The sequence below is a fragment of the Gracilibacillus salinarum genome (assembly GCF_022919575.1).
Taxonomy (GTDB): domain Bacteria; phylum Bacillota; class Bacilli; order Bacillales; family Amphibacillaceae; genus Gracilibacillus; species Gracilibacillus salinarum.
The window spans coordinates 928,177-950,987 of sequence record NZ_CP095071.1 but is presented as its reverse complement, the minus strand read 5'-3'; the positions used below and the strand labels follow the sequence as shown (position 1 = coordinate 950,987).

Sequence of the window (22,811 nt, the reverse complement as noted above, 5' to 3'; positions counted from 1 at the left end):
ACAGTCGTAGAAGTAATCATGCTGAATAGGAAGATAGGTTCCTATAATATGGATTATGTAAACAAAGGCTGTATTGCAGTATAGTCATTTTGATATAATTTATCTGCTTAGCAAAGCTCCGGAAATAGGCTCCGCGTCCTGTGGGCACGGCTTCAGCTAGGCTACTACTTGAACTACTTCTTTGCTGCCTTGTGCCGAGGAAGCTCACTTCAAAGCGTTACTTGCAGACACAGGCACAAATGAAGTGGATCTTCAGCTCGCGCTGATTCCACGGGAGTCTCCGCCTATTTCCTGCGCTTAAGGGAAGTGCTACAACGCATGGAACAGCTAAAAGCAGTGGTTCTAGGTATTATGTTATTCATGCAATTGCTATTATGTATAACGCTGTCGATATGCTAGCTCTTACAAAAGTTGTAGAGTCCCTACCCTAGCGTAGGCCAACCACTTCTCCTCCGGTTTTGTCTCCTTGAAGAGTCTGAACTGCAGCGCAGGCAGATAGATAGCTTCCTACATAACGAAAAGCATATTTATGGAGCTGTGCTAAGCTAATGGAATTTACCTCTACGTCAAACAGTTCCACCTTACATAATCCGTATTAAACGATGTTAAATATACTTACATACCAGCCTATTAATCACTGAAAAGAAAGTCATTTCAAAAACGTTTAACTCTTGTGAGACAATCGGACAGCTTGTTTAGAAGAGCACCGTGGATGCTCACTTTCTTGAATTATACAGGAAAGATTTTTTTGTTTGGTCTATTTTAGTTATAAGCTCGTATACATAATAGTACAAACCATCGTAGGAGGTATCGGTTATGAAAATCGATGTGACTAAAAAAATCTTAGGGGTTGCATTACTGTGTATGTTTTTCTTTTTAGCTGGTTGTGGTGTTTTTGAAGGAGAGCAAACAATGGAACAAATGGATGCCCCTCCAGAAGACGCAGAAATGACAGATGATCTGGAAAATGTACCTGGCGAAGAAACAGACGAAGCAGAAGAAAATGCTGCTGAAGAAGGAGAAACAGAAGGAGAAGGGGATACAGAAGGAGAAGAATCAACTGATGCTGGACAGACGGTGACAAGAGTATTGTACTTAATGGATCAAAGTGGACTAGTTGTGCCTCAAGAAGTGGATTTACCGGCACCACAATCAAAAGAAGTAGCAAAACAAGTGTTAGAATATCTTGTGAAGGACGGTCCTGTTTCTTCGATGTTACCAAATGGTTTTGAAGCAGTATTGCCTGCAGGAACTGAGATTATCGATTTGAACTTAGAATCAGACGGTACGATCGTAGTCAATGTGTCAGAGGACTTTAAAACATACCAGGCTGAAGATGAGCAAAAAATTCTTGAGTCGATGACATATACATTAACGCAATTTGAGAATGTGAAGCGCGTCAAGCTATGGATCAACGGAGAAGAACAAGCAGAAATGCCGGTGAATGGCACACCGATATCAGAAGGCTATTCACGAGCTAACGGTATTAACGTGTTGCAGGCAAAAGGCATTGACTTGATGGAAAGTAAAGCTACTACGCTTTACTTTCCAATGCAAGGTGACAATGAAGTCTACTATGTACCAATTACGCAGCATGTTTCTGTTGACAAAGACAATCAATTCCAATCAGTTGTACAAGCTTTATTGAATGGACCGGCATATGAATTGAATATGCAGCCATATATTAATACAGGTTCACAGCTTGCAGCAGAACCAGTGATGGAAGATGGCGTATTATCTTTAACATTCAATGAAAGCATTTTATCTAACAGCGAGAAGAGCGTAATAGCGGATGAAGTCATGAAGTCGATTGTATTAACCTTAACTGAGCAGGAAGGCATTGATGCGGTAAATGTATCAATCGAAAACCATGAAGAAGTTATGGGTGAAAATGGACAACCGTACACAGAGCCTGTCTCACGTGACATGGTCACACCTACAGAAAGTATCTAATGTTAAACATCTCATGCTTCGGTATGAGGTGTTTTTCCTTTTATACGGTAGGAAAGTGAAAATTTTAGCAAGGAAGAAGTTCGACGTAGTGAAAAGTTAGAATGTACCAAGTTTATGAATAAGCCGTATCACAGGAATCTGCTTGAATCTACTTAAGATTTAGCATTTTTTAACGTAGACAACTTTGTCCACTCGGGCACTTGTGCATTTCTTATAATTGACGTAAGAATGCTCTAATTAGAATTGAATGTATGAAAAGGACAACTACTGAAAGAATATGTTAAGATAGTACAGAATGTAAGGAGGAAATAGAATGCGCGAAACAGGGAGAGAAATAGATCAACTTAGACCTATCGATATCCAAACGGATTTCACCAAACATGCAGAAGGATCTGTATTAATTACAGTAGGTGATACGAAGGTCATTTGTAACGCTAGTGTGGAGGATCGTGTTCCACCTTTTATGAGAGGTTCAGGAAAAGGCTGGATTACAGCAGAATATGCGATGCTGCCAAGAGCTACAGAAACAAGAAACATTCGGGAATCTTCTAAAGGAAAGGTTTCGGGCAGAACGATGGAGATCCAGCGGTTAATCGGACGTTCACTGCGAGCGGTTGTCGATTTAGATTCGATTGGTGAACGTACCATTTGGGTGGATTGTGACGTCATCCAGGCAGATGGAGGTACGAGAACCGCATCGATCACAGGAGCATTTGTGGCAGTGGTTCATGCGTTAGGAAAACTTTTAAAAGATGAAAAAATCAAATCAATGCCGATAACTGATTATTTAGCGGCCATTTCTGTCGGCGTGTTACCAGATGGTACAGAAATCTTAGACTTGGAGTACTCAGAAGATTCCCAGGCACATGTGGATATGAATGTCGTGATGACTGGTAAAGGTCAATTTGTTGAGCTGCAAGGAACTGGCGAAGAAGCGACGTTTTCAACTGAACAGTTAAATCAGATGTTGGCATTAGCTGATAAAGGCATGAAAGAGATTTTTACTATACAAGAAGAGGCAATCAAACCGTATCAGATCAATCTTGATCAAGCGTAAGGGAGTTTTATGCAGATGAAGGAATTAATCATTGCCACAAAAAATGAAGGGAAAATGAGAGACTTTCGCCGTTTATTTGAACCATACGGCATTAAGGTTCTTTCCCTGATAGATTTAACAGATCCGGTAGAAGACATTGAAGAAACCGGCACAACGTTTGAAGCCAATGCTGCGATTAAAGCCGAGGCGATCTGCCAAAAGTTTAATACAGCCGTGATAGCAGATGATTCAGGCATCGCTATTGATGCATTAGATGGAGCACCAGGCGTGTATTCTGCCCGATATGCGGGAGAGAAAAAAGATGATCAGGCAAATCTTGAAAAAGTGTTAAACGAGCTAGCAGATGTTCCCCGTGAAGACCGTACCGGCAGGTTTGTATGCGTACTTGCTATCGCTCAACCTGAGAAGGAGACAATTTTCAAGCGTGGTGAGTGTGAGGGGACGATCGCCTTTGAACAAGCAGGGGCACATGGTTTTGGTTATGATCCCATTTTTTATCCGTCTGACAGTGCTAAAACGATGGCAGAATTGACACCCGAAGAAAAAAATCAAATCAGTCATCGCCGAAAAGCGTTAGATCAGATCGAGAACTGGGTAAAACAGTTGTAAGAGGGGTGAGACAAATGCCAAAAATTCTAATAATAAGTGATAGTCATGGATGGACAGATGAAGTGATAGCAATCAAACAGCGTCACCAGGACGAAGTACATACGATGATACATTGCGGCGATTCAGAGTTAGCTTATGATGGAACAGAATTGGCTGGTTTTGAGAAAGTCCAAGGTAATATGGATATGGATTTTCAGTTTCCAGAAGAAGTTGATTTTCGCGTAGGTAACATGCATTTTTTCGTAACGCACGGACATTTACATCAAGTGAATTCTACATTAATGCCATTATCCTATCGGGCGAAAGAATTGGGAGCAAACATCATTTGTTTCGGTCATACGCACAGAGCTGGTGCTGAGAAAGTTAATGGTCAGCTTTTTATCAATCCAGGCAGTATACGCCAGCCGAGAACAGCACATCCAGGTTCTTATGCAATATTATCAGCGGATGATGCATTAACGGATATAGAGCTTCGCTTTTTTACAAAAGAGGGCACGGAAATAACAAGCCTTGCTTACCAAACTTCTTTGAATGAGTAAAAACAGTCAGCAGTAGTTGAAATACTACTGCTGATCACTTTTTAGCTAGATAAAAAAGATTTTAAAAAAACTTTTGATAAATCTGTTGACAATAGCTGCTTAATTTTATATAATGGTACTTGTCCGTTAACGAGATACATATTTTTTTGAAGCGAAGCATACATATTAATTAGCAATTCCGATCGTTATGTACATTATGAAAATATTTTATATGCGGGTGTAGTTTAGTGGTAAAACCTCAGCCACGAGCGAAACATCCACCGAGTAAGCTTCGAGTTGTTCCGAAGCATTGAACATCTTTGAATTATCATGAAGATGCAGGAACATTTAGAGCGTAAGCAGAACAAATTGAATACAAATTTTATATGCGGGTGTAGTTTAGTGGTAAAACCTCAGCCTTCCAAGCTGATGTCGAGGGTTCGATTCCCTTCACCCGCTCCATGTCCCAGTAGCTCAGCAGGATAGAGCAACAGCCTTCTAAGCTGTGGGTCGCAGGTTCGAATCCTGCCTGGGACGTTTTACTTTACGGCAATAAAGCCCGTCAGAGAGCCTTCTAATACGTTGGTTGTATCGGTCAATGAATCGGTCAGCTAGCGATTAGGAGGCTTTTTTGTTATGACGAAAAGGAAACCGTCACTATCCGTACAAACCGATTTAACCGACTTGTCGGAGGCTTTTCGAAGCTCCTCCGATGGTAAGAAGAAGGGTTATCCGATTAATAAAGCGCTAACAACCGTTATAAAGCAAATGAGAGCATCCGGATTACGTCCGCGAACCATTAACGACTACGAGCTACACGTTAACCACTTCGTAGAAGTAACCGGAGTCTCTTACGTAGAAGATATAACGGTTAACTGCATCTACGAATGGTTGTCGTCCATGAACGTTAACAACCAAACAAAACTGACGCGCCTAAAGTGTTTGAAGGCGTTTCTTAGTCGTTGTTTAGATAACGGCTGGATAACCGTTAACTTTTGGCGGAGTATCCGTATTAAAGTCGACAATCCTGTTAAAGAGGGCGCCACCGACAAGGAGTTAAACATTCTATTAACGATGTTAGACTTGTCGAGATTTACCGAGCTAAGAGACGCAACCGCAGCGCTATTAATGTATCAAACCGGAGTACGAGTCGGAACGTTGACGGAATTACAGGAGAAGCACGTTAACCTTGACGAAAAAATACTACGCATTGACGGCGGATTAATTAAGAATCATCAAGCGATATACCTTCCGTTTGATAACGTACTGTATCGACTACTTGACGCCTTGATTAAACAGAATACCGTTATCCGCAGCGAGCATAAAGAGGACAACCGTTATTTATTCGTGACCAAAAACGGCACAAAGATCGCTAGTGACGTTAACAACCACAACAACATAATTAAACGGTTGAATAAGCACGCCAGAGAATACGGACTAAAGAACATAAATCCTCACGCACTTAGACGAGGGTTTGCGAAGAATCTGTTACGCAAGGGAGCGAACATTGCTCTAATCTCGAAAGCGCTAGGGCATAGCGATATAGGGATTACGACTAGATACCTGCACTTAGACCGTGAAGAAGTAGCCGAAAGCTTACGTAACTTTTTATAGACAAAAAAAGAGTACCGGAGAACTACCCTAAAAAGAGTACCACCGATACACCTATTACCGTAGGTTTATTGTATCGAACTTTCGAAAAAATCGCAAGCATTAAAATTCGAAACGTCTGTCCGTTAAACAGAACGTACGTTTGCGAAAGGGGTAAGTTCTCCGGAATTAAACGGAGGAGAGAAACGCCATGCAGGAAAAACGTAGGTCGAATATGAAATATTTAACCGACTTCCAACAATTCGCAGACAAGCAAGAATTAAACTTCCACGTAAAACGCCACCTAGACGCTACAACCGACGACATTAACGCTACTGACCGTCAAGTATTTAAATTCATCGCCAGGTATGCCGTAAAGTATGCAGGCGCTAGTCACTTGAAGGTGGCGACAATAGCCGAATACATAGAACGTACAGACAGAGCCACTCGGAACATACTCGCCAAGTTAGAACGGTTAGGCATGATTGCAAGGGTTAGCCGTAACCGTCCGAAGACAGGCGGTAGAGGTGCGAATATTATTATAATTAAGCCGTTTTTAGAGCTGGAAACTTCCGAGCCAACTTCCGGACTAACTTCCGAGCGAGCAGAAGCCGACAACCTAACAGACGCAAAGGAACCGGCAACAAATTCCGAGAAAGAACCTTTACGCAAACTTGCGAAAAATAATACATTCGTTACTAATACGTATCCTACAGGCGTTAGCACGTATTCAGCGGTTAAACAGGCGATAACAACATTCTTAGGCGAGGACAGCCAGCCGACAATAAGCCGACTCTATGGCGTCTATCTCGGACAAACAAAGCCGTTAAGAGCTACGGAATACTATTCTACGGAAGGTAAAGCCGAGCTAATCTCCGCAGTTATAACCGCCATACAGGAGACGTTTAAAGCGACAAAGCGAATTCCTATCCGTAACCTTGCCGGCTATTTTAACGGAGTGTTATCGAACAAGCTAGATGACCTGATGGCGGAAGCTATGCAAGCAACCGGACTGTAACTCCGTAGGTTTGTAACTCGGTTGTAAACGCAACACTTTACCGTGGTAAAGCGACATAAGAAGTAAGTCGGAATAGTTACGATTTAACCAGTAGATTACGTTTACAATCGGAGATACAGTCGGAGGTTGAATAGGGTTACAGTGGCGGTTAGTTACTCGACTAACTAACCTCGGAGCAAGCGAATATAGTTCCGTAAGGGGTTCCGTAAGAGTGTGGCGACTACATTCCGACAAGGGTTCCGTTTAATCAGACGGCACGTTCACGACGGACATACCTCGCCAAAACTCGAGGGGTAGTCGCCAGCAGCACGAAAAAGACGCAGGGACTAACTCCCTACGCCAGACTGTTTCCGTTTATTAAGTTCCTTATACAATAACGCCTTACTGATGCCGGTCTCTTCCGTTATCTGAGGTACGGAATACTCTTTGCTATCGTATAACGCAAGCGCCTTTTTAACCTTCGCAGGATCAGCCTTAGGACGTCCGCCTTTACGTCCTCTAGCACGTGCAGACGCTAAGCCCGCCGTTGTACGTTCTCGAATCATGTCACGCTCTAACTCCGCCATAATGCCGATCATTCCGAACATAGCTTTACCCATTGGCGTCCTAGTGTCGAGCTGTTCCGAGATACTAACGAGTTCTATGTCGCCACTCTTCAACATGTGAGCGATGTCTTGTAACTGTTTCTGTGACCGTGCTAAGCGGTCAAGTTTATACACGATTAACGTGTCGCCAGGGCGTAAGGCATCCAGCATTCGGTGTAATTCCTTGCGCTGCCATTTTCCACCGGAATCTTTCTCCGAGTATAGGCGTTCAACTCCGGCACTGTTTAAAGCGTCTTCTTGTACACTTAGCGATTGGTCAGCCGTACTAACGCGAGCATATCCGATTTTCATAGGTAACAACCTCCGTTATTTTTAGAGTATTTACTGTACCTATATCGTACATTAAACGGATGGAGAAGTCAACGGTAATTTATAAACGAGTTTGTAGACGGTTATCGGATTATTTTCGGAAGGATTGTAGCCGTTTATTTACCGTGTATTTATCCTTCGTTTTATAGACGCTAACAGACGTTACGAGTCGGACGTTAACCGTTAGCCATTTACGCTAGCTTTGTCGCCACTGACGAGGATTCCGCTTGCTCAGCGGTTGCGGTTCCGCGGATTAAGGGGGCGGGGATCAAGCGTTCGGACGGCGCTGCCAAGGCTCCGGTAATTTCCGCCAAGTTTTTCGGAGACCGGGGGTCAACTTTCGGAGCCTTTGGCGGAACCTTACTCCGGAGGTTCTTCTATCGTAAGTATTTCGTTAAAGTCGGTAATTTTTAGCGTCTCCATAACCGTTAACAGGTGCGCCAGTTGAATACGGTCATATTTATTGTTAACTAACTGGCTAATTGTTGCAGTACGTAATCCGGATAACTCTGCAAACTCTTTTTGTGAGTATCCTAGCCGTTTAATGTGGCCGTCGAGAGTGAGTTTTATTTGTCGCATTTAGATTCGTTCCCTTCTATTATTATTACGTTCATTATACGCTACACTAATAAATTTCGCAAAAGTGTAATTTAACCGTTGACTTTTATTACGCATTACTGTAATATGTAATTAAGCGATAAGACAAAGCCAAGCAGTCGCAATAATATAATTTACTTACACGAAAGGAGGGTTGCCGGATGCAACTACGCGAAGTAAATCGGTACTTACACCAACTAGATAATATTAATCGTCAGCTAGCTACTCCGGAAGCTCGCGATCAAAAACTAGCGCAATTTATGACCGAAATTGAAGGTACGAAAGAGTTTGCGCAAAAAGACTACGCTATGATGGAAATTTATATCCAGGCAAGTGTAGCACGTGCATTTCGATAACAAGGTGAAAGCTAACAGAGCGAAAATGCACGCTAAATATATATTTTACGGATTGGAGCGGATTAATTATGAGCGAACAAGTAAACTGGATGGACGCAAAAAGTGGAAAGGTGGTTCCGTTATTCTCGGAATCTGATCGAGCAGCATATGGAACTCCGGAGGTTAAAGCCGAGGTACAGGCGCAAGCTTTAGAAGAGCGTCAGGTGGCTTTAGAATGGTTCGAAGCTAATCGGGATTATGTGGCGGACTTGATGATCGAACGCATTGAGCGAGGAGAGGTCGACTTTTCCACGGATGAAGTGGCGACTATGCGGAGAGAGTTAGCGCGGAAAGACTTGGCGAAGAACTGGGGGCGGAAATAGATGCGGAGGTTGTCAGTTACGGATATGTATTACGCAGGTTTGTTTGTCGCAGGGTTGGCGTTTGTGGTGGTGGTTGCTTAACGGAACTAAGGGGAGCGTTTTAGGGCGCTTCCTTTATTTTTTTTTGAGAAATTTTCGGAATTGTGCCGAGTTAGGTGTCTGTTTGACGAAGGTTACAGTAGGAGGGTTTTATTTTCCGGTGGGTTTTATGACTGAAAGTAATACAGACGGTTTTACCTGTATCATGGTAATTAATTTCCATTAATGGTAAAAGTGAAAAGTCGTAAACAGGCGCTATAGGTAGCGAATGCAAAAAAGTTGTAGGACTTTTATACCTTTTTTAGCGATAATGGTTCTAATCGTTCACAATTTAGACACAACTTTGGAAATAACAACGTTTTCCTAACCTAATTCTTGTAAAAATGTGGAATTGGAAATTTGCTATAAGTGAGGGGGTTACTTTTAAGTTTCGAAAAAGGTCGGACTCTGCCTCCAGACACCAATCATCGAAACACTGACGCTCTCAAAAGCAAATAGAGGCGCTCTCAGCCGTTTTAAGGGGTGTAGTAGGGTGTTCGTACCCGAAAGCGCCATAAAACGCTTATAATCGCTCTGTGTGGCTCGTATGTAATTTGGCGGTAAAAACTGATACAGTTAGCCGCCTGTTAGGCGTTTAGGACTAGTACAGATTTATCGCCACTCTACGCTAACTTGATTATAACCGATACTCAGACGAAAAGCAAGCGCTAATTTGCAGGGAAAATTCCACGTTAATTATAGGAGGTGATCGCGGATGAATCGCGAACTGAAAACAATTTACGGAAGTCGGAGGGTTGTTACGATGAATACGAACTCAACGGAAGCACAGTCGGAAATTATGTCAATGGAATACTTTGACGCCTTACTGGTGGACGCTAGGCACACGCTATTACAGCTAATGGAATCCGTCGAAAGTGGCTCGGCAGTTAACAAGGCGCAAGCTAAACGTGACCTAGAGAACGCGCTCAAGAGGTACGAAACACTACTTCGGACTATTACGCCTTATGCTAGCGAAGGGTGGCTTCGGTATTACTACGCTAATATTCGAGACAAAGCAAGCGCCGAAGTTTCGATATTACGTAAGATGGTCGATGTAGTGGCGACAGATGGCGTCAGGTTAACCGAGTATGTTAGGCGTTATATTTCGGCTTTGATTGGCGACAAGTACTAACGAGGTTATCTATTTTCGCTAATGTATTTCCGAATGTAATAGGCGTTTTATTAGTAGTACCTAAGCTGTCAAAGACAGCTAGGCTTGCAAAGCAAGCCTTAGATAGACGATAAATAATACCGATACAATTTCGAACTATTCCGAGTAAAAAACGTACTATTTTCTTTTAAGGATTAAACGCTGTATCCCTTGGGGCGCAAGGATTCCGCTTTCAATCTCGGACGGTTAGCGTCCGAAAACGGACTAAACAGCGTACAAAATAACGCTATAAATTAGCGATAAATTTAACGGATTGGAGAGATTTTATGAGCAACATTAACGTAATTGATTCGATTATGGGGAGCGGTAAAACACAATACGCTATTCAACGTATGAACGAGGCAAGCGACTTAGAACGGTTTATCTACATTACTCCGTTTCTTGACGAGGTACAACGTATTAAAGATAACGTTAAAGGTCGAACGTTCAAAGAACCGGATAACCGTAATAACGAGGGAACTAAACTTCGCAGCCTAAAAGATTTAATCGCTAGGGGCGAAGATATAGCGTCTACACATGCGTTATTTAGAACGGCTGACGACGAGGTAATTGAACTACTTACTGACGCTGGGTATACGCTAATCCTAGACGAAGTTATGTCGTGTGTAGAGCCAGTTAACGTTAGGGCGTCAGATATCCGCAAGTTAGAACGTGCAGGAGACATAGAGATTAGCAATAACCGCGTAACATGGACTGGCGACCCTAACGACGATAGCCGTTATTTAGATATACGTCTAACAGCGCAGGCAGGAAACCTATTCTATTACCGAAGTAAGTTTCTCGTTTGGTCGTTTCCGCCGGATGTTTTTAAAGCGTTTGACGACGTGTTCGTTATGACGTACCTATTTGACGGGCAGATTCAGAAATACTACTTCGACATGCACGGCTTTGACTTCGAATTACATTCCGTTAAAACCAGTGGAGACAGATACGTTTTAACTCCTTATGACAAGACGTCAGAAAACCGACAAGAACTTTACCGACTAATCGATATACATCAAAGCAAGTTAAACGACATTGGCAAGCGGAAAAATGCGCTAAGTGTTACGTATTTAAGCAAACGAAGTAGTGATATCGACTTTTTAAAGCAAGTACGTAATAACCTTCGAAGCTTTTTCGAAACACACACACAGGTTAAACGTGATGAGGTTTACTATTCTACGTTAAAAGAGATTGAAAAGACGATTCAGCCTAAAGGATACAAGGAGCCTCGCCGTAAAAAAGGAGCAGAAAAGCAACCGCCAAAAGTGGTTATTCCGCATAATGCACGCGCAACTAATTTATACGGAGATAAGCGAGCTATGGCATACATCTTTAACCGCTACATGAATCAAGATATCAAAGTATTCTTTCAAGATAACGGCGTATCTATTAGCGATGATACGTATGCCGTCGGAGAGTTGCTCCAGTGGATATATCGATCACGTATCCGTAACGGAGAACCGGTAGAACTTTACTTGCCGAGTAGTAGGATGCGTAAGCTGTTAAAAGATTGGGCGGAGTACCAGTTATAGATATAAATAAGTTATTAGTACCGAAAACCAACACATTTTAAAAAGGGAGACTGATTGATTGATGAAGATGATTGAAGAGACGCGAATTGACCACCGCCAAGTTAAAGGATTAAAGAAGCAGTTTCAACGAGCAAACGTAACCGACTTTGAACTAGTGTCGGACTCTATCGGAAGAGCACTCGAAGAAGCCGACCACCATCCGAAGCCGGAAGTCTTATCCGACCTCGGAGATATACTCGACTATGTAGCCGAAAACTTAGAACGCCAAGCACAACAACGCGAGATAGAGACACGGACTTCTGCCGACTGGAGAGCGTTAGAATACCAATACGTAACAAAGTCGACTTACACAGAGCCGGACTTACGCGACGACTTACTGCTAGAAGTATCCACCGGAACTGTTACCGAAGCAGAGGCGCAAGCCACCTACGACAACTACACCGACTGCAAACACCGCTTTTGTTTAAACGTATTCGAGCCGAAACATAAAAGTCAGTCGTACTGTTCGCCTGAGTGTCGAGAGTCAGAAAAATACGCTATCCGAGAGTTTGAGCGGACTAGTAATCTGTACGACAACGGCACTTATTTACCTGTTAGCGCATACAAAGACATTCGGCTAAGCCAGTCCGAGCATGAGTATCGGAAGCACGTCCGACTGTTTGAAGCGGATAGTTTACAGTTGATTGCAGACGAAGCCACATCAAAGGCTTACGGCATTACGAGAGCGACTACATTAGCCGATAAGGCTAGGCGGATTGACTCGGAGGCTTTCGACAACGGGGAGAGTAGCGAGGTTGTTTCGTACAATGTGCACGATTTAAGCGAGCGAGAAGTAAAGTCGAAAAAACTTGAAACTTTTTTGAAAAAAGTCGCGAAATAACACTAATTCGCAGGGAGAAAACCGCGTTAACAGTGAAGGGGGAACAGTTTTTCTGAGAAGGAGGGTCGGCTGTTTCTCTTAAATAATATACTTACGCCGGATTGATTGAAAGGGGAGCGAGAGGATGACAGTAGAGCAAATGATCGACTATCTATACGCACTAGCCGAGTTGAAGTCACAAGGCTTTCACGTAACAGCCGAAGTTAGTTCGACTTTAAGTAAGCTGCAAGCACACTTATAGGATTGGAACAGATTGGATTGACGAGAGAGACGATAAAATTTGAGGAGAGATTGACAATGGCAAAATTAAAAAATATTACAGGTAAAACTTACGGACGATTAACGGTGATGAAACGTGTAGAAAACAGTAAAAACGGACACGCATGCTGGCTGTGCGAATGCGAGTGCGGAGGCGCTGTAATAGTTTCCGGAGATAACCTACGAAACGGAAACACAAAGTCTTGCGGTTGCCTTAGTATGGAGAGGTCGTCAACAAACCGGATGACAAACACACGTATCTACAGCACCTGGAGAAACATGATGAACCGATGCTACAACGATAAACACGACAGTTACAAAAACTACGGAGCTAAAGGCGTCCAAGTATGCGACCACTGGCGAGAAGACTTCTTACACTTCTATCGCGATGTAGTGGAAGCGTACAACGCACACGCACTTGAACATAGCGAAAAGCAGACGACACTTGACCGCATTAATCCGGAAGGCAACTACGAGCCCGGTAATGTCCGCTTTGCTACGTATAAAGTCCAGGCGTCGAACAAGCGAGCTGAGGCGTAATGAGTAGAACCGAATTGTTACTCCAGTCGCTACTACGCCGTCAATACCGAATGCACGAAGACACACGTCGAACATTAAAGAAACTTCGAGCGTTTTAAAATGAAAACGCTTACAATTTCAAAGGGGGATACGTATGACGTACGATGAACAAATACAGCAACTCCGAACAGAACTCGGAGCCATCCACGTAGACTTACGTCGAATCACGCACGACTTACAGGCACATTGGGCGGAATCAATTCGCATCAGAGAGCGGTTAATCGCGCTACAAGCGGAGGTGGATTCCGAATGAGTTTCTACGCAAAAGCCGAACAAGAAACGGTATACACTTACGAACCACTGGACGGATACTGGCGAGTTTATTCAAGCTATCCGCCACACGTTCGTCAGTTACAAGCTAAAGCGGAAATTATCCGAACAGACACGGACGAAGCCGGCAAGGTTATTGCCGTTACTGGACTTGTAGACACGAATCAGATACGCCTATTCAAGCCTAAAAAATAGCGCTCACTAAGCGGTTTTTACGGACTGTATAACGTTTAGGACTAATCGTACCTAACCGATACCTAAGGTGCTAAAAACCGCCTTACTAGCGCACTATTTTAGCGAATATAAGCCGTATCTGTTTATTTAAACGAAAGGGAGCGGTTTTATTGAATTACACGAAAATCACGGAACACGGACGGCTAGGCAAAGGCATTACAACGCTAGTCCATGCCGATACCTTAACGCCAGTCTTCGCTAAAGGCGGAACCCTAACGATAACGGAAGCCGGCTACAAGTTAACGCCAACTAATAGCGCCGAGGTAATCCGCAGCGGAAGTCAGACAGACGCTTTCGAGGTAGTGGAGGCGCTGGACTTCGATATCGAACAGTTAACCGTAGTCGACGAAACTAAAGGCGTCACTTTACCACTGACCGACTATAGCAAACGTTTTAGGCACGGATATCATTGGAGAGACGGTAATCGAAAGTTTTTCGCTCATATCATTAAAGACGAGGAAGCGGGAGCAACTGGCTTCGGGATTACGGAGAAGGCTAACGGATACACTTACGCTATACATTCGATATACGTACCGAAAGCTATGACGCGAAAAGAACGCAGCCAGTATCTTGTGGAATATTTAGCGCCACTTACAGACGCCACAGAGTATGCTAGAGTGCAAGCAATCGGTGCGAATAACAGTAATGTGACGGATTGGCTAGGCGTTGAGTATGTTCGAATACAGCCGTCGATTACAGCGCAGACAAATATAGAGGAAACCGAGCTATTAGCCAAGGACGCTTTAGCACGGCAGAGTACGATTACAGAAAGACTGCAAGAGCCGATTAAATATACACGGAAGGACGTTGAGTAGAACAGATGCCGAAGAAAATAAACCGAAACAGTAGAGCAAAACAACGCAACAAAAACGGAATACCGATGGATACAGACCGACCACCTAAGGGAGTGCAATCATTCCGAACAGTATTCGAGCAAAATCCGTATCCAACGCTTAAAAACGAATTAAGAAGCCGGAAACGCCGGCAAGAAAAATATTATCGAGTAAAGGGGCGGAGATATTAATGAGCGAAGAGCAACCGAATTATAGAGAGTTATTCGAACAGCTACAAGCTAACATTGACGCGGATAAACAACAGGCAACCAAAGACAAAAAACGCAAGGCTTTGACGGATGCAGGTTACACCGAAGAGCAAGCCGACAAGTATTTACCGAAAGTTGTCGGAGATACTTCGCAGGAATTTAAAGAGTCTGTCGAGATATTAAAGGAAGACATTCCACCGACAAAAAAGTACGTTGAGCCTAGCCTCGGTAATGGTAAACAGAACCAACCTAAGAAGAAAGACAAAGCCGAGATTGGACGCGAGGCTGTTAGACGCCTTAAAGCCAAAGGCATGACAAATAAATTCTACAGAGGGGTGTAAGAAATATGTCAGAGCTAACGCAAGACAAAGTTAACGAGATTGTAAGAGACCGATTGAAAAGAGAACGCTTGAAGCACGAGAAAGAGGTCGAACAGTTGAAAGGTAGAATTGCAGAGCTTACGCAGGAGCTTGAAGACGGTCAAAGCGAACCTACACAAGAGCCGGCAAAAGAGCCGGAGCCACAGCAAGAGCCGGAACCTTCCGACGAAGAGCAGGAAGAGTATAAGCGTAAATATTTCGATGCACTAAAGCAAAAAGCGTTAATTGACGCCGGATTTACGCACGAACAGCTAGATAGATATACGCCTTACCTGTCCGGTGATACGAGAGAAGATATCGAGCGCAGTGCTTTAGAGTTGTCGGAGGAAGTGTCCGGCGGTAGAAGTTACGTTGATCCGGTAGGCAAGTCGAAAGTCAGTAAAGCATGGAATCCGTTCGCCTAAAGCGGAACAAAATAAACTTACAAAGGGGAAATTTAACGATGACAAAACGATTATTTATGTTAGAAAACGTAGGGAACAACGAACAGCACTCAGTGGCGAATATAGACGACAAACAAGCGGACGCCTTAATCCAAAGCGGAAAGGCTACGGAAACTAGCTTCGGACGCTATGACGAATTTAGGACGGAAGCACAGCGCTTGCATAATTCGTACAGAAAGAGCCGAGACAAAATTAACGACTCGGATAATCCGCTTCACACGGACGAGTACAAAAAGTATGAACTCGATAAGCTGTACGCGGAATATGAGGCGAATGCAACCGCCTTACAATCGGAATGGAACGACCTTAGAGCGCAAATGGTAGAGGACGCTTACAAAAAGTCTGCCACTGCGAAGGTACACGTAACTACTTCCGACAAAGAGCAAGCGGAACAGATCGCGAATAGATTCGCTTTAAAAGTGAAGTCAGCGCCTAACGTTACCGAGTTTGCTAGTATCGTTAAAGAGGCGGAGCGTACCATCGGTTATCAGTCCGACGAGGTTAAAACGGCTTTACAGGGGCAGCTTAACGGCTTAGTCGATGATATTAACGCCAAAGCGGAGAAGTACGAGACTACCGCATTAAACGCAAAGGGGTTATTATCTAGCGTCCAAAAGGTAGATAACCTCGACTTGCTTGCGAGTAAATTAGCCGACCAGTTACCGATGGGAGTAACAACCGAGTTTAGAACGTACAAGAACGTAAGAAGTCGCGCGCATAAAGTTTAAGCGAATAAAGCTAACGCAACTATGTAAGCGATATCAATATTGCTCCGTCTGTACTGTGTGTCGGCGCAGGAGGAGCGTAAAAATAAACTTAAAAAGGGGAAATTTTAACGATGAAAAACGTAACAATCACAACGAAAATGTACGAGGAAACAAAGCACGCCAAAGGATACCGCTCGATGAACGCAAAGCTGGACGGAAAGAACGTATTAACGTCCATCTACAGCAACATGACCGCGGTGGACTTTATCGAGGATACCATTAAAACGGTAGTAGCTGACGCAATCGACAATAACGAAGGGGAGCTAACTATCAACGTTACTTTGCCGGCAGAGGTTACGCTAAGCACAGCGTTAGAAACGCACTTAGTCGACAAATACGAAGCGGACGAAGTAGTTAGTACCGTAACTTTCGCATAAAGAGGAGCGCCTTAAAGGCGTTCTTTTTATTTATCTAAAATTACCGAGGAGGAAAACGAATGAAAACACACGCAACAGTATTAAAACGCAAGAAAGCCGGCTTTGCATTCCGAAAATTCAGAGGTTATGCCAAAGCGACTGAGGGCGGAGGAGCTACGGTAGAATCTACGTCAAGTGGCGGAGGATCGACGAGAACTACAACGTCGGGTGGCGGAACAACAGAAACAACAACGTCCGGAGGCGGTACGGTAACGAGTACAAACTCCGGAGGAGGAACAAGCGTTACTAGTGCGCAAAATAGTCCGTTTGCAACGCTACAATTCGATAGTGGGCTAGATCAAGACGGATCACCAGCGCCATCAGGTCGACACTTTCACACGATCACAGTTCCGACTTCTACGTTAAACCATAGCCATAGCGTCTCTATACCAAATCATAGCCATAGCGTCTCTATACCTTCACATGATCATAGTGTAACAATTCCGAACCACAGCCATAACGTAACGATTCCGAGCCACACGCACGATATTACGTTACCCGACCACGTTCACGACATTCAGCATGGTATCTACAAGTTAAATACGATGCCTAGTAATGTCACAATCGAAGTGGACGGAAACCCTGTTCCCTTTTCCGGAACTAGTGCGGATGAGTTAGACTTAATTCCGTATTTAGCAAAGGACTCGGACGGCAAGATTCTACGAGGTCAGTGGCACGAAGTAACGCTAACTCCGGATACCTTATGCCGAGTAAATGCGAATATTATTTCACGGATGTTTATTCAATCCGATTTAGGAGGCAAGTATTAATGTCGTTAGTAATAGCGATCGCAATGCACGATAAAGTCGTAATCAGCGGTGACTATAAAGCCGTAAGTTTTAAAGATGAATCGAAAACCTTATCCGGAATTAATAAAGTGTTCCGATTTAACGACAAAGTGGCGTTCGGATTAACCGGAGACTTAAACGTTATGATCGAGCTAAATAACTACTTATCCGAGCAACAGTCGAAAAAGCCTAAGGCAACCGTGCAAGCAGTTGCGGGTATGATACGTAGATACCTGCGAAAAGCGTTAGCAGCTAATCCGGACTTGCAGCAACGGGTTATAGTTGCCGGAATAGGTAACGGAAATAAGATAACGATAATCGAAATGTCGCACGAAGATAACTACAAAGGGCAGACTTATGCGCCTAAGCCTTCAGAGGCAGTTTGGCGAGTTATGTACTCGAATGTTTCCGCAGAGCCTTTTATCGCGAAAGCCTTCGGAGAGTTATCCGACTATAGTAGTCAACGCCTTATCTCGCTACTGAGTGGCGTTAACGCAGAGGTGGCGAGCAAGGACAGTTACGTTTCAGAAGGTTGCGAAGTAATTGCGATTAGTAAGTAAGCGTTGCTGAGGACGTCTCAGACGCAATGAGAAAACCGAAGCAAGGTAATCGGTCACTTAATTACGTTCTACGGCTTGCTATTTTCTTCCGTTAATGGTACGATAGGTTAAAACGTCGGTTGTCCGACTCAATGACCGAATCAGCTACCGTATTAATGGACGGATAGGCTTTATACGCCGTATGTAGAACGCAGGTTCGAATCCTGCCTGGGACGTTAGCTAAAGCCTCGCAACGATTATCGTTGTGAGGCTATTTTTATAAGTCAAGAAAGAATAAATTTTAGGCTATATGATGTTCGCAGACAGAAACGGCCACGTCCGGCTCCAGCGCCCAGAGACTAGGCGACTTCGCGAAATCGCCCTACGATAAGTCATCATCGATTCGCAAGCTCACCGTGATTCCTTTATCTCAGTTGATTCGCTCCACTCGCTACGTCTCTAAACGGGCGCTTGCGCCTTTGTTCTAAGTGAGAATTATATCGATCATATGGGTCTGTTTTTGTCTGATGCTTTTCTCTTAATAGATATTTCAGTCCTGTACATTCTAAATTTAGCCATATAACTAAAAGCAAGTAACCCGCACATCGGATTACTTGCTTTTCCTCTTTACAACTTCCAAATACTAGTCGCATATTCCCTTATCGTCCGATCACTCGAAAATTTCCCTGAATGGGCAATGTTCACCAGACTTTTAGACAACCAGCTGTCCTTATTACGGTACGTCTGATCAATATGCTGATGTGTTTCTACATAGTCATCGAAATCTTTCAATATAAAATAGGGATCATTAGTGGAGAGCAGCTGGTAACAGATATCTTTAAATTCATGACCGAAATAGCCATCACGTAATTGATCTAATATTTTTGCCAGTCGGTCGTCGGTCTGGTACAGTTCGTTCGCCTGATACTCACCGTTTTCGTAATACTGGAAGACCTCATCAGATTGCAAACCGAATAAGAAGATATTGGCTTCACTTACCAGCTGCTTCATTTCAATATTGGCACCGTCTAATGTACCGATCGTTAACGCACCGTTCATCATCATTTTCATATTACCGGTACCGGAAGCTTCTTTCCCGGCAGTGGAGATTTGTTCGCTTAGATCGACTGCAGGTATGATCCTCTCTGCTAACGAGACATTATAATTTTCCAAGAAAACAACCTTAAGCTTCCCGTTGATCGCAACGTCATGATTGACAATGGAAGCAACGGTGTTAATCAGTTTGATCACTTCTTTTGCGAAATAGTAGCTGGGAGCTGCTTTGGCTGCGAAAATAAAGGTCCTTGGTGTGATATCCAACAGAGGGTTTTCCTTCAGTTCATTATATAAATAGATCACATGGAAAATATTTAATAATTGCCGTTTGTATTCATGTAGCCGTTTAATCTGGACATCAAATATTGATTGATGATCAACCAGAATACCAGTTGTTTGCTGAATGTAGTCAGCCAATCTTTGTTTGTTTTTATTTTTGATGACATCGAGCTGATCAAGGAGTGGCTTATCATTAATGTGTCGCAATAAATGGGTCAGTTCGCGTGGTCTTGTGATCCAATGAGAACTGATCGTTTCGGTAATCACTTCTGCTAAACGTGGGTTGGCCATTAATAACCAGCGTCTGTGAGTAATGCCATTCGTTTTATTATTAAATCGTTTCGGATACAGATGGTAAAAATCCTTCATTTCCTGTGTTTTTAAAATTTGGGTATGGAGTTTTGCTACACCATTGACGCTGAAGCTGCCGACAACGGCCAGTCTCGCCATATGAACGTAACCGTCAGCAATAATCGCCATCTCTGGAATACGTTCTCTTAATTCCGAATGTTCTTCCCAAATCCCGCGACAAAATCGTTCGTTGATTTCATTAATAATCATGTATAGGCGAGGAAGCAGCTGCTGCATTACAGTAACTGGCCATTTTTCTAAGGCTTCGCTCATTAATGTGTGATTGGTATAAGCGAAAGTATGATTGGTGATCTGCCACGCATCGTCCCAGCCAAGCGATTCTTCATCCATTAAGATACGCATCATTTCTGGAATAGCTAAACTGGGGTGAGTGTCATTGATCTGGATGACGACTTTTTCCGGCATTTTGGATAAAGGTTTCCGAACGTTTTCCTGATACTCCCTCAATATCTTCTGCAAGCTCGCAGCTACCAAAAAATATTGTTGTTTTAATCGTAGCAATTTTCCTTCTTCACTTGAATCGTCTGGATAGAGAAATCCGGAAATTTGTTCAATCGCATGATGATGTTCTAACTGGTGGTAGTATTCCGTTTCGTTAGGTTGTTGAACAGCATCTGCCGGTTCTGCACTCCACAGGCGTAATGTGTTGACCACTTTATTTCGAAAGCCGACAATCGGTACGTCATATGGGACGGCAAGTACTTTATCGGTGTTGTGATAAGTGCAAGTAAAAGAGCCATCCTCAGCTTGTTGCATATGTACGGAACCGCCATATTCAATTTCTACTGCCTCATCGATTTTGCGGACTTCCCAAGGGTAAGGGGAGTCTAGCCAATAGTCAGGCAATTCGGTCTGGTAACCGTTAATGATCCGTTGTTCGAACAGACCATACCGGTAACGGATACCGTAGCCATGTCCCGGATACTGGAGGGCTGCCATAGAATCGAGAAAACAAGCGGCGAGTCGTCCTAAACCGCCATTTCCCAGACCGGGATCACGTTCTTCCTGAAAGATCTGTTCGGGGTCAAAGCCAAGTTCTGTCATTGCTTGGTTACAACTATCGAGCATGTCATAATGAAAAAGGTTATTTTTAAGTAAGCCACCGATTAGAAATTCCATCGAAAGGTAATAGAGCTGTTTTGGTCGCTTAGAGTGATAACGCTTCTCTGTTTTCTTCCAATTCCGTTCAATCTCCTGGTTGATCAGTGAACTGATCGCATAATACATATCTGTGGATGAAGCCACTTTGATTTCCATTTCATGTTCTTTAAAGATGCTTTCTAACTGAGAAATAAACAATGCAGGTGTCCACTTTTTCAAAGGTGCTCATTCTCCTTTCTGTGACTTTATCAACGAATGATATAATTGCACATAGGCATCAGCGGACTGCTGCCAGTTAAAACTGCTTTTATCAATATTGTGGTGGAGTGCCTTCCATTGTGTCTCATCATGATAGATTTGCAGTGAATAACGTAACACGTGCAGTAAATCATGTGCGTTATAGTTCGGAAAGCTAAATCCATTTCCGCTTAAATTGTGTTCATTATAGGCCTGTACGGTGTCTTTTAGACCACCTGTTTCTCTTACGATCGGAACTGATCTATACTGAAGTGCTATTAATTGTGATAACCCACATGGTTCAAATAAGGATGGCATCACAAAAAAATCACTAGATGCATAAATTTGTCTCGCTAATGATTCGCTGAAACCTAAGTAGGTTACGAGCTTGGAATGGTTGCGACACGCTGCGTGGTAAAAATAATCCTCGAATTCGTGATCGCCAGTTCCAAGAATAATAAACTGAACATCTTCTGTTAGAAATTCATCGATAATACGTTGTACAAGATGAAAACCCTTCTGTTCCACCAGTCGGGAAACCATAACATATAATGGAATGTCTGCATTTACGGGTAACCCTAATTGTTGTTGCAGTGCTTTTTTGTTAGACCGCTTGCTATTACCTGCATGGTCGTAGGGACAAACAAGTGCACTATCGGTCATTGGATTATATTCCTCGATATCAATTCCGTTCAATATACCTGAGACATCCTGATGCCGTTCGTTAAGGATGGAATGTAGGCCTTCACCGAAATAATGTGTTTTTATTTCCTCTGCATAGGTTGGGCTTACCGTTGTAATCTTGTCAGCATGGAACAAGCCAGCCTTCATACAGTTCAATAAACCATTCCATTCAAATCCAGCGATATGATCTGGTGCTAGATTAAATAAATCAGAAAAAGCATATTTTTGCATGATGCCTTGATATTTTAAATTATGGATCGTATACACTGTTTGGAGTTGCCAATCTGGATATTGAATCTTGCTAAATGCGATAGACAAAGCAGCTTGCCAGTCATGAGCGTGCAAAATGTCGACAGGGAAATCTTCTAATTTAGAAAGCATTGCGCAAACTGCCTGACAGAAGAAGATAAATCGTTCACCGTCGTCGTCATAGCCATATATTTGATGTCTGGAGAAATAGTAATCATTATGAATGAAATAGTAGTGTGTATCCTGATGAAACAATTGGTAGACTTTAACGTGATGATGTCTCCAGCCAACATCGACTGTAAACGACAGAAATTCCTTGATAGTATCCTCCCATTTGTCAAGAGTTTCCTGGTAGAGAGGGAGGACCACTCGGACTTGGACGTCATTCCGCTTATTTAATGCTTGTGGGAGTGACCCGATGACATCTGCTAATCCACCGGTTTTGACAAAAGGGGATGCTTCAGAAGCAACAAATAATACACGTGTCATAAGTCAGCTCC

General features: G+C 43.2%; 25 protein-coding genes and 2 tRNA genes. 23 read left to right on the top strand and 4 right to left on the bottom strand.

Translation table 11 applies throughout. The features are described 5' to 3' along the window. The first annotated feature begins 816 nt into the window (after window positions 1-816). The 8 genes from MUN87_RS04790 to MUN87_RS04755 all read left to right on the top strand — a co-directional run bounded on the left by MUN87_RS04790 (window position 817) and on the right by MUN87_RS04755 (window position 6,745). Window positions 817-1,953, top strand: a complete 1,137-nt coding sequence (locus MUN87_RS04790; protein WP_244746538.1) for a GerMN domain-containing protein — start codon at window positions 817-819, stop codon at window positions 1,951-1,953. Window positions 1,954-2,266: 313 nt separating this feature from the next. Next, window positions 2,267-3,010: a ribonuclease PH gene (gene rph, locus MUN87_RS04785; protein WP_244746537.1), complete on the top strand. Its 744-nt coding sequence runs from the start codon at window positions 2,267-2,269 to the stop codon at window positions 3,008-3,010. 15 nt (window positions 3,011-3,025) lie between these two features. After that, entirely contained in the window at window positions 3,026-3,619 is a 594-nt protein-coding gene (locus MUN87_RS04780; protein ID WP_244746536.1) for an XTP/dITP diphosphatase, read from the top strand. Window positions 3,620-3,633: 14 nt separating this feature from the next. Beyond that, window positions 3,634-4,158 (top strand): metallophosphoesterase family protein, encoded by a 525-nt coding sequence (locus MUN87_RS04775; RefSeq protein WP_244746535.1) that lies wholly within the window; start codon window positions 3,634-3,636, stop codon window positions 4,156-4,158. A 367-nt stretch (window positions 4,159-4,525) separates the two neighbouring features. Beyond that, window positions 4,526-4,599 (top strand) — tRNA-Gly (locus MUN87_RS04770). Window position 4,600: 1 nt separating this feature from the next. Beyond that, window positions 4,601-4,674 (top strand) — tRNA-Arg (locus MUN87_RS04765). A 99-nt stretch (window positions 4,675-4,773) separates the two neighbouring features. After that, window positions 4,774-5,751 carry a tyrosine-type recombinase/integrase gene (locus MUN87_RS04760; RefSeq protein ID WP_244746534.1) on the top strand — a complete coding sequence of 326 codons (978 nt, stop codon included), beginning with the start codon at window positions 4,774-4,776 and terminating at the stop codon, window positions 5,749-5,751. A gap of 373 nt (window positions 5,752-6,124) precedes the next feature. Further along, window positions 6,125-6,745: a hypothetical protein gene (locus MUN87_RS04755; protein ID WP_244746533.1), complete on the top strand. Its 621-nt coding sequence runs from the start codon at window positions 6,125-6,127 to the stop codon at window positions 6,743-6,745. A 326-nt stretch (window positions 6,746-7,071) separates the two neighbouring features. On the opposite strand, the gene MUN87_RS04750 is transcribed toward MUN87_RS04755, so the two are convergent. Together MUN87_RS04750 and MUN87_RS04745 are read right to left on the bottom strand one after the other, a co-directional pair. After that, on the bottom strand, window positions 7,072-7,641 hold the full coding sequence (locus MUN87_RS04750; RefSeq protein ID WP_244746532.1) for a recombinase family protein: 570 nt from the start codon (window positions 7,639-7,641) through the stop codon (window positions 7,072-7,074). A 378-nt stretch (window positions 7,642-8,019) separates the two neighbouring features. Next, entirely contained in the window at window positions 8,020-8,238 is a 219-nt protein-coding gene (locus MUN87_RS04745; protein WP_244746531.1) for a helix-turn-helix domain-containing protein, read from the bottom strand. A gap of 179 nt (window positions 8,239-8,417) precedes the next feature. On the opposite strand from MUN87_RS04745, the gene MUN87_RS04740 reads away from it, so the two are divergent. The 15 genes from MUN87_RS04740 to MUN87_RS04670 all read left to right on the top strand — a co-directional run bounded on the left by MUN87_RS04740 (window position 8,418) and on the right by MUN87_RS04670 (window position 18,354). Continuing rightward, window positions 8,418-8,612 (top strand): hypothetical protein, encoded by a 195-nt coding sequence (locus MUN87_RS04740; RefSeq protein WP_244746530.1) that lies wholly within the window; start codon window positions 8,418-8,420, stop codon window positions 8,610-8,612. Window positions 8,613-8,680: 68 nt separating this feature from the next. After that, a complete protein-coding gene (locus MUN87_RS04735) occupies window positions 8,681-8,974 on the top strand; it encodes a hypothetical protein (RefSeq protein ID WP_244746529.1) in 294 nt (97 codons plus the stop codon). A gap of 793 nt (window positions 8,975-9,767) precedes the next feature. Further along, the gene (locus MUN87_RS04730; RefSeq protein WP_244746528.1) at window positions 9,768-10,184 is read left to right on the top strand and encodes a hypothetical protein; all 417 of its coding nucleotides are present in this window, start codon (window positions 9,768-9,770) and stop codon (window positions 10,182-10,184) included. 305 nt (window positions 10,185-10,489) lie between these two features. Continuing rightward, on the top strand, window positions 10,490-11,737 hold the full coding sequence (locus MUN87_RS04725; RefSeq protein WP_244746527.1) for a YonV family putative phage-derived protein: 1,248 nt from the start codon (window positions 10,490-10,492) through the stop codon (window positions 11,735-11,737). A 58-nt stretch (window positions 11,738-11,795) separates the two neighbouring features. Next, window positions 11,796-12,617 carry a hypothetical protein gene (locus tag MUN87_RS04720; RefSeq protein WP_244746526.1) on the top strand — a complete coding sequence of 274 codons (822 nt, stop codon included), beginning with the start codon at window positions 11,796-11,798 and terminating at the stop codon, window positions 12,615-12,617. A gap of 297 nt (window positions 12,618-12,914) precedes the next feature. Further along, entirely contained in the window at window positions 12,915-13,415 is a 501-nt protein-coding gene (locus MUN87_RS04715; RefSeq protein ID WP_244746525.1) for a hypothetical protein, read from the top strand. 133 nt (window positions 13,416-13,548) lie between these two features. Further along, complete coding sequence (locus MUN87_RS04710; protein ID WP_244746524.1) at window positions 13,549-13,707, top strand: hypothetical protein; 159 nt, start codon at window positions 13,549-13,551, stop codon at window positions 13,705-13,707. Then, window positions 13,704-13,919, top strand: coding sequence for a hypothetical protein (locus MUN87_RS04705; RefSeq protein WP_244746523.1), 216 nt, complete (start codon window positions 13,704-13,706; stop codon window positions 13,917-13,919). The genes MUN87_RS04710 and MUN87_RS04705 overlap by 4 nt, the downstream gene beginning before the upstream one ends. A 149-nt stretch (window positions 13,920-14,068) precedes the next feature. Beyond that, window positions 14,069-14,773: a hypothetical protein gene (locus MUN87_RS04700; RefSeq protein ID WP_244746522.1), complete on the top strand. Its 705-nt coding sequence runs from the start codon at window positions 14,069-14,071 to the stop codon at window positions 14,771-14,773. 208 nt (window positions 14,774-14,981) lie between these two features. Further along, entirely contained in the window at window positions 14,982-15,341 is a 360-nt protein-coding gene (locus MUN87_RS04695) for a hypothetical protein (RefSeq protein WP_244746521.1), read from the top strand. Window positions 15,342-15,346: 5 nt separating this feature from the next. Continuing rightward, window positions 15,347-15,784: a hypothetical protein gene (locus MUN87_RS04690; protein WP_244746520.1), complete on the top strand. Its 438-nt coding sequence runs from the start codon at window positions 15,347-15,349 to the stop codon at window positions 15,782-15,784. Continuing rightward, the gene (locus tag MUN87_RS04685; protein ID WP_244746519.1) at window positions 15,766-16,551 is read left to right on the top strand and encodes a hypothetical protein; all 786 of its coding nucleotides are present in this window, start codon (window positions 15,766-15,768) and stop codon (window positions 16,549-16,551) included. Before MUN87_RS04690 ends, MUN87_RS04685 begins: the two co-directional genes overlap by 19 nt. Before the next feature lie 110 nt (window positions 16,552-16,661). Next, window positions 16,662-16,967, top strand: coding sequence for a hypothetical protein (locus MUN87_RS04680; protein WP_244746518.1), 306 nt, complete (start codon window positions 16,662-16,664; stop codon window positions 16,965-16,967). A gap of 59 nt (window positions 16,968-17,026) precedes the next feature. After that, window positions 17,027-17,776 (top strand): hypothetical protein, encoded by a 750-nt coding sequence (locus MUN87_RS04675; protein ID WP_244746517.1) that lies wholly within the window; start codon window positions 17,027-17,029, stop codon window positions 17,774-17,776. Continuing rightward, entirely contained in the window at window positions 17,776-18,354 is a 579-nt protein-coding gene (locus MUN87_RS04670) for an Ntn hydrolase family protein (protein WP_244746516.1), read from the top strand. The genes MUN87_RS04675 and MUN87_RS04670 overlap by 1 nt, the downstream gene beginning before the upstream one ends. A gap of 606 nt (window positions 18,355-18,960) precedes the next feature. Here MUN87_RS04670 and MUN87_RS04665 read toward each other — a convergent pair. Together MUN87_RS04665 and MUN87_RS04660 are read right to left on the bottom strand one after the other, a co-directional pair. Further along, a complete protein-coding gene (locus MUN87_RS04665) occupies window positions 18,961-21,297 on the bottom strand; it encodes a glycogen/starch/alpha-glucan phosphorylase (RefSeq protein ID WP_439649657.1) in 2,337 nt (778 codons plus the stop codon). Between the two features lie 69 nt (window positions 21,298-21,366). After that, window positions 21,367-22,800, bottom strand: coding sequence for a glycogen synthase (locus tag MUN87_RS04660; RefSeq protein WP_244746514.1), 1,434 nt, complete (start codon window positions 22,798-22,800; stop codon window positions 21,367-21,369). Window positions 22,801-22,811: the final 11 nt, after the last annotated feature.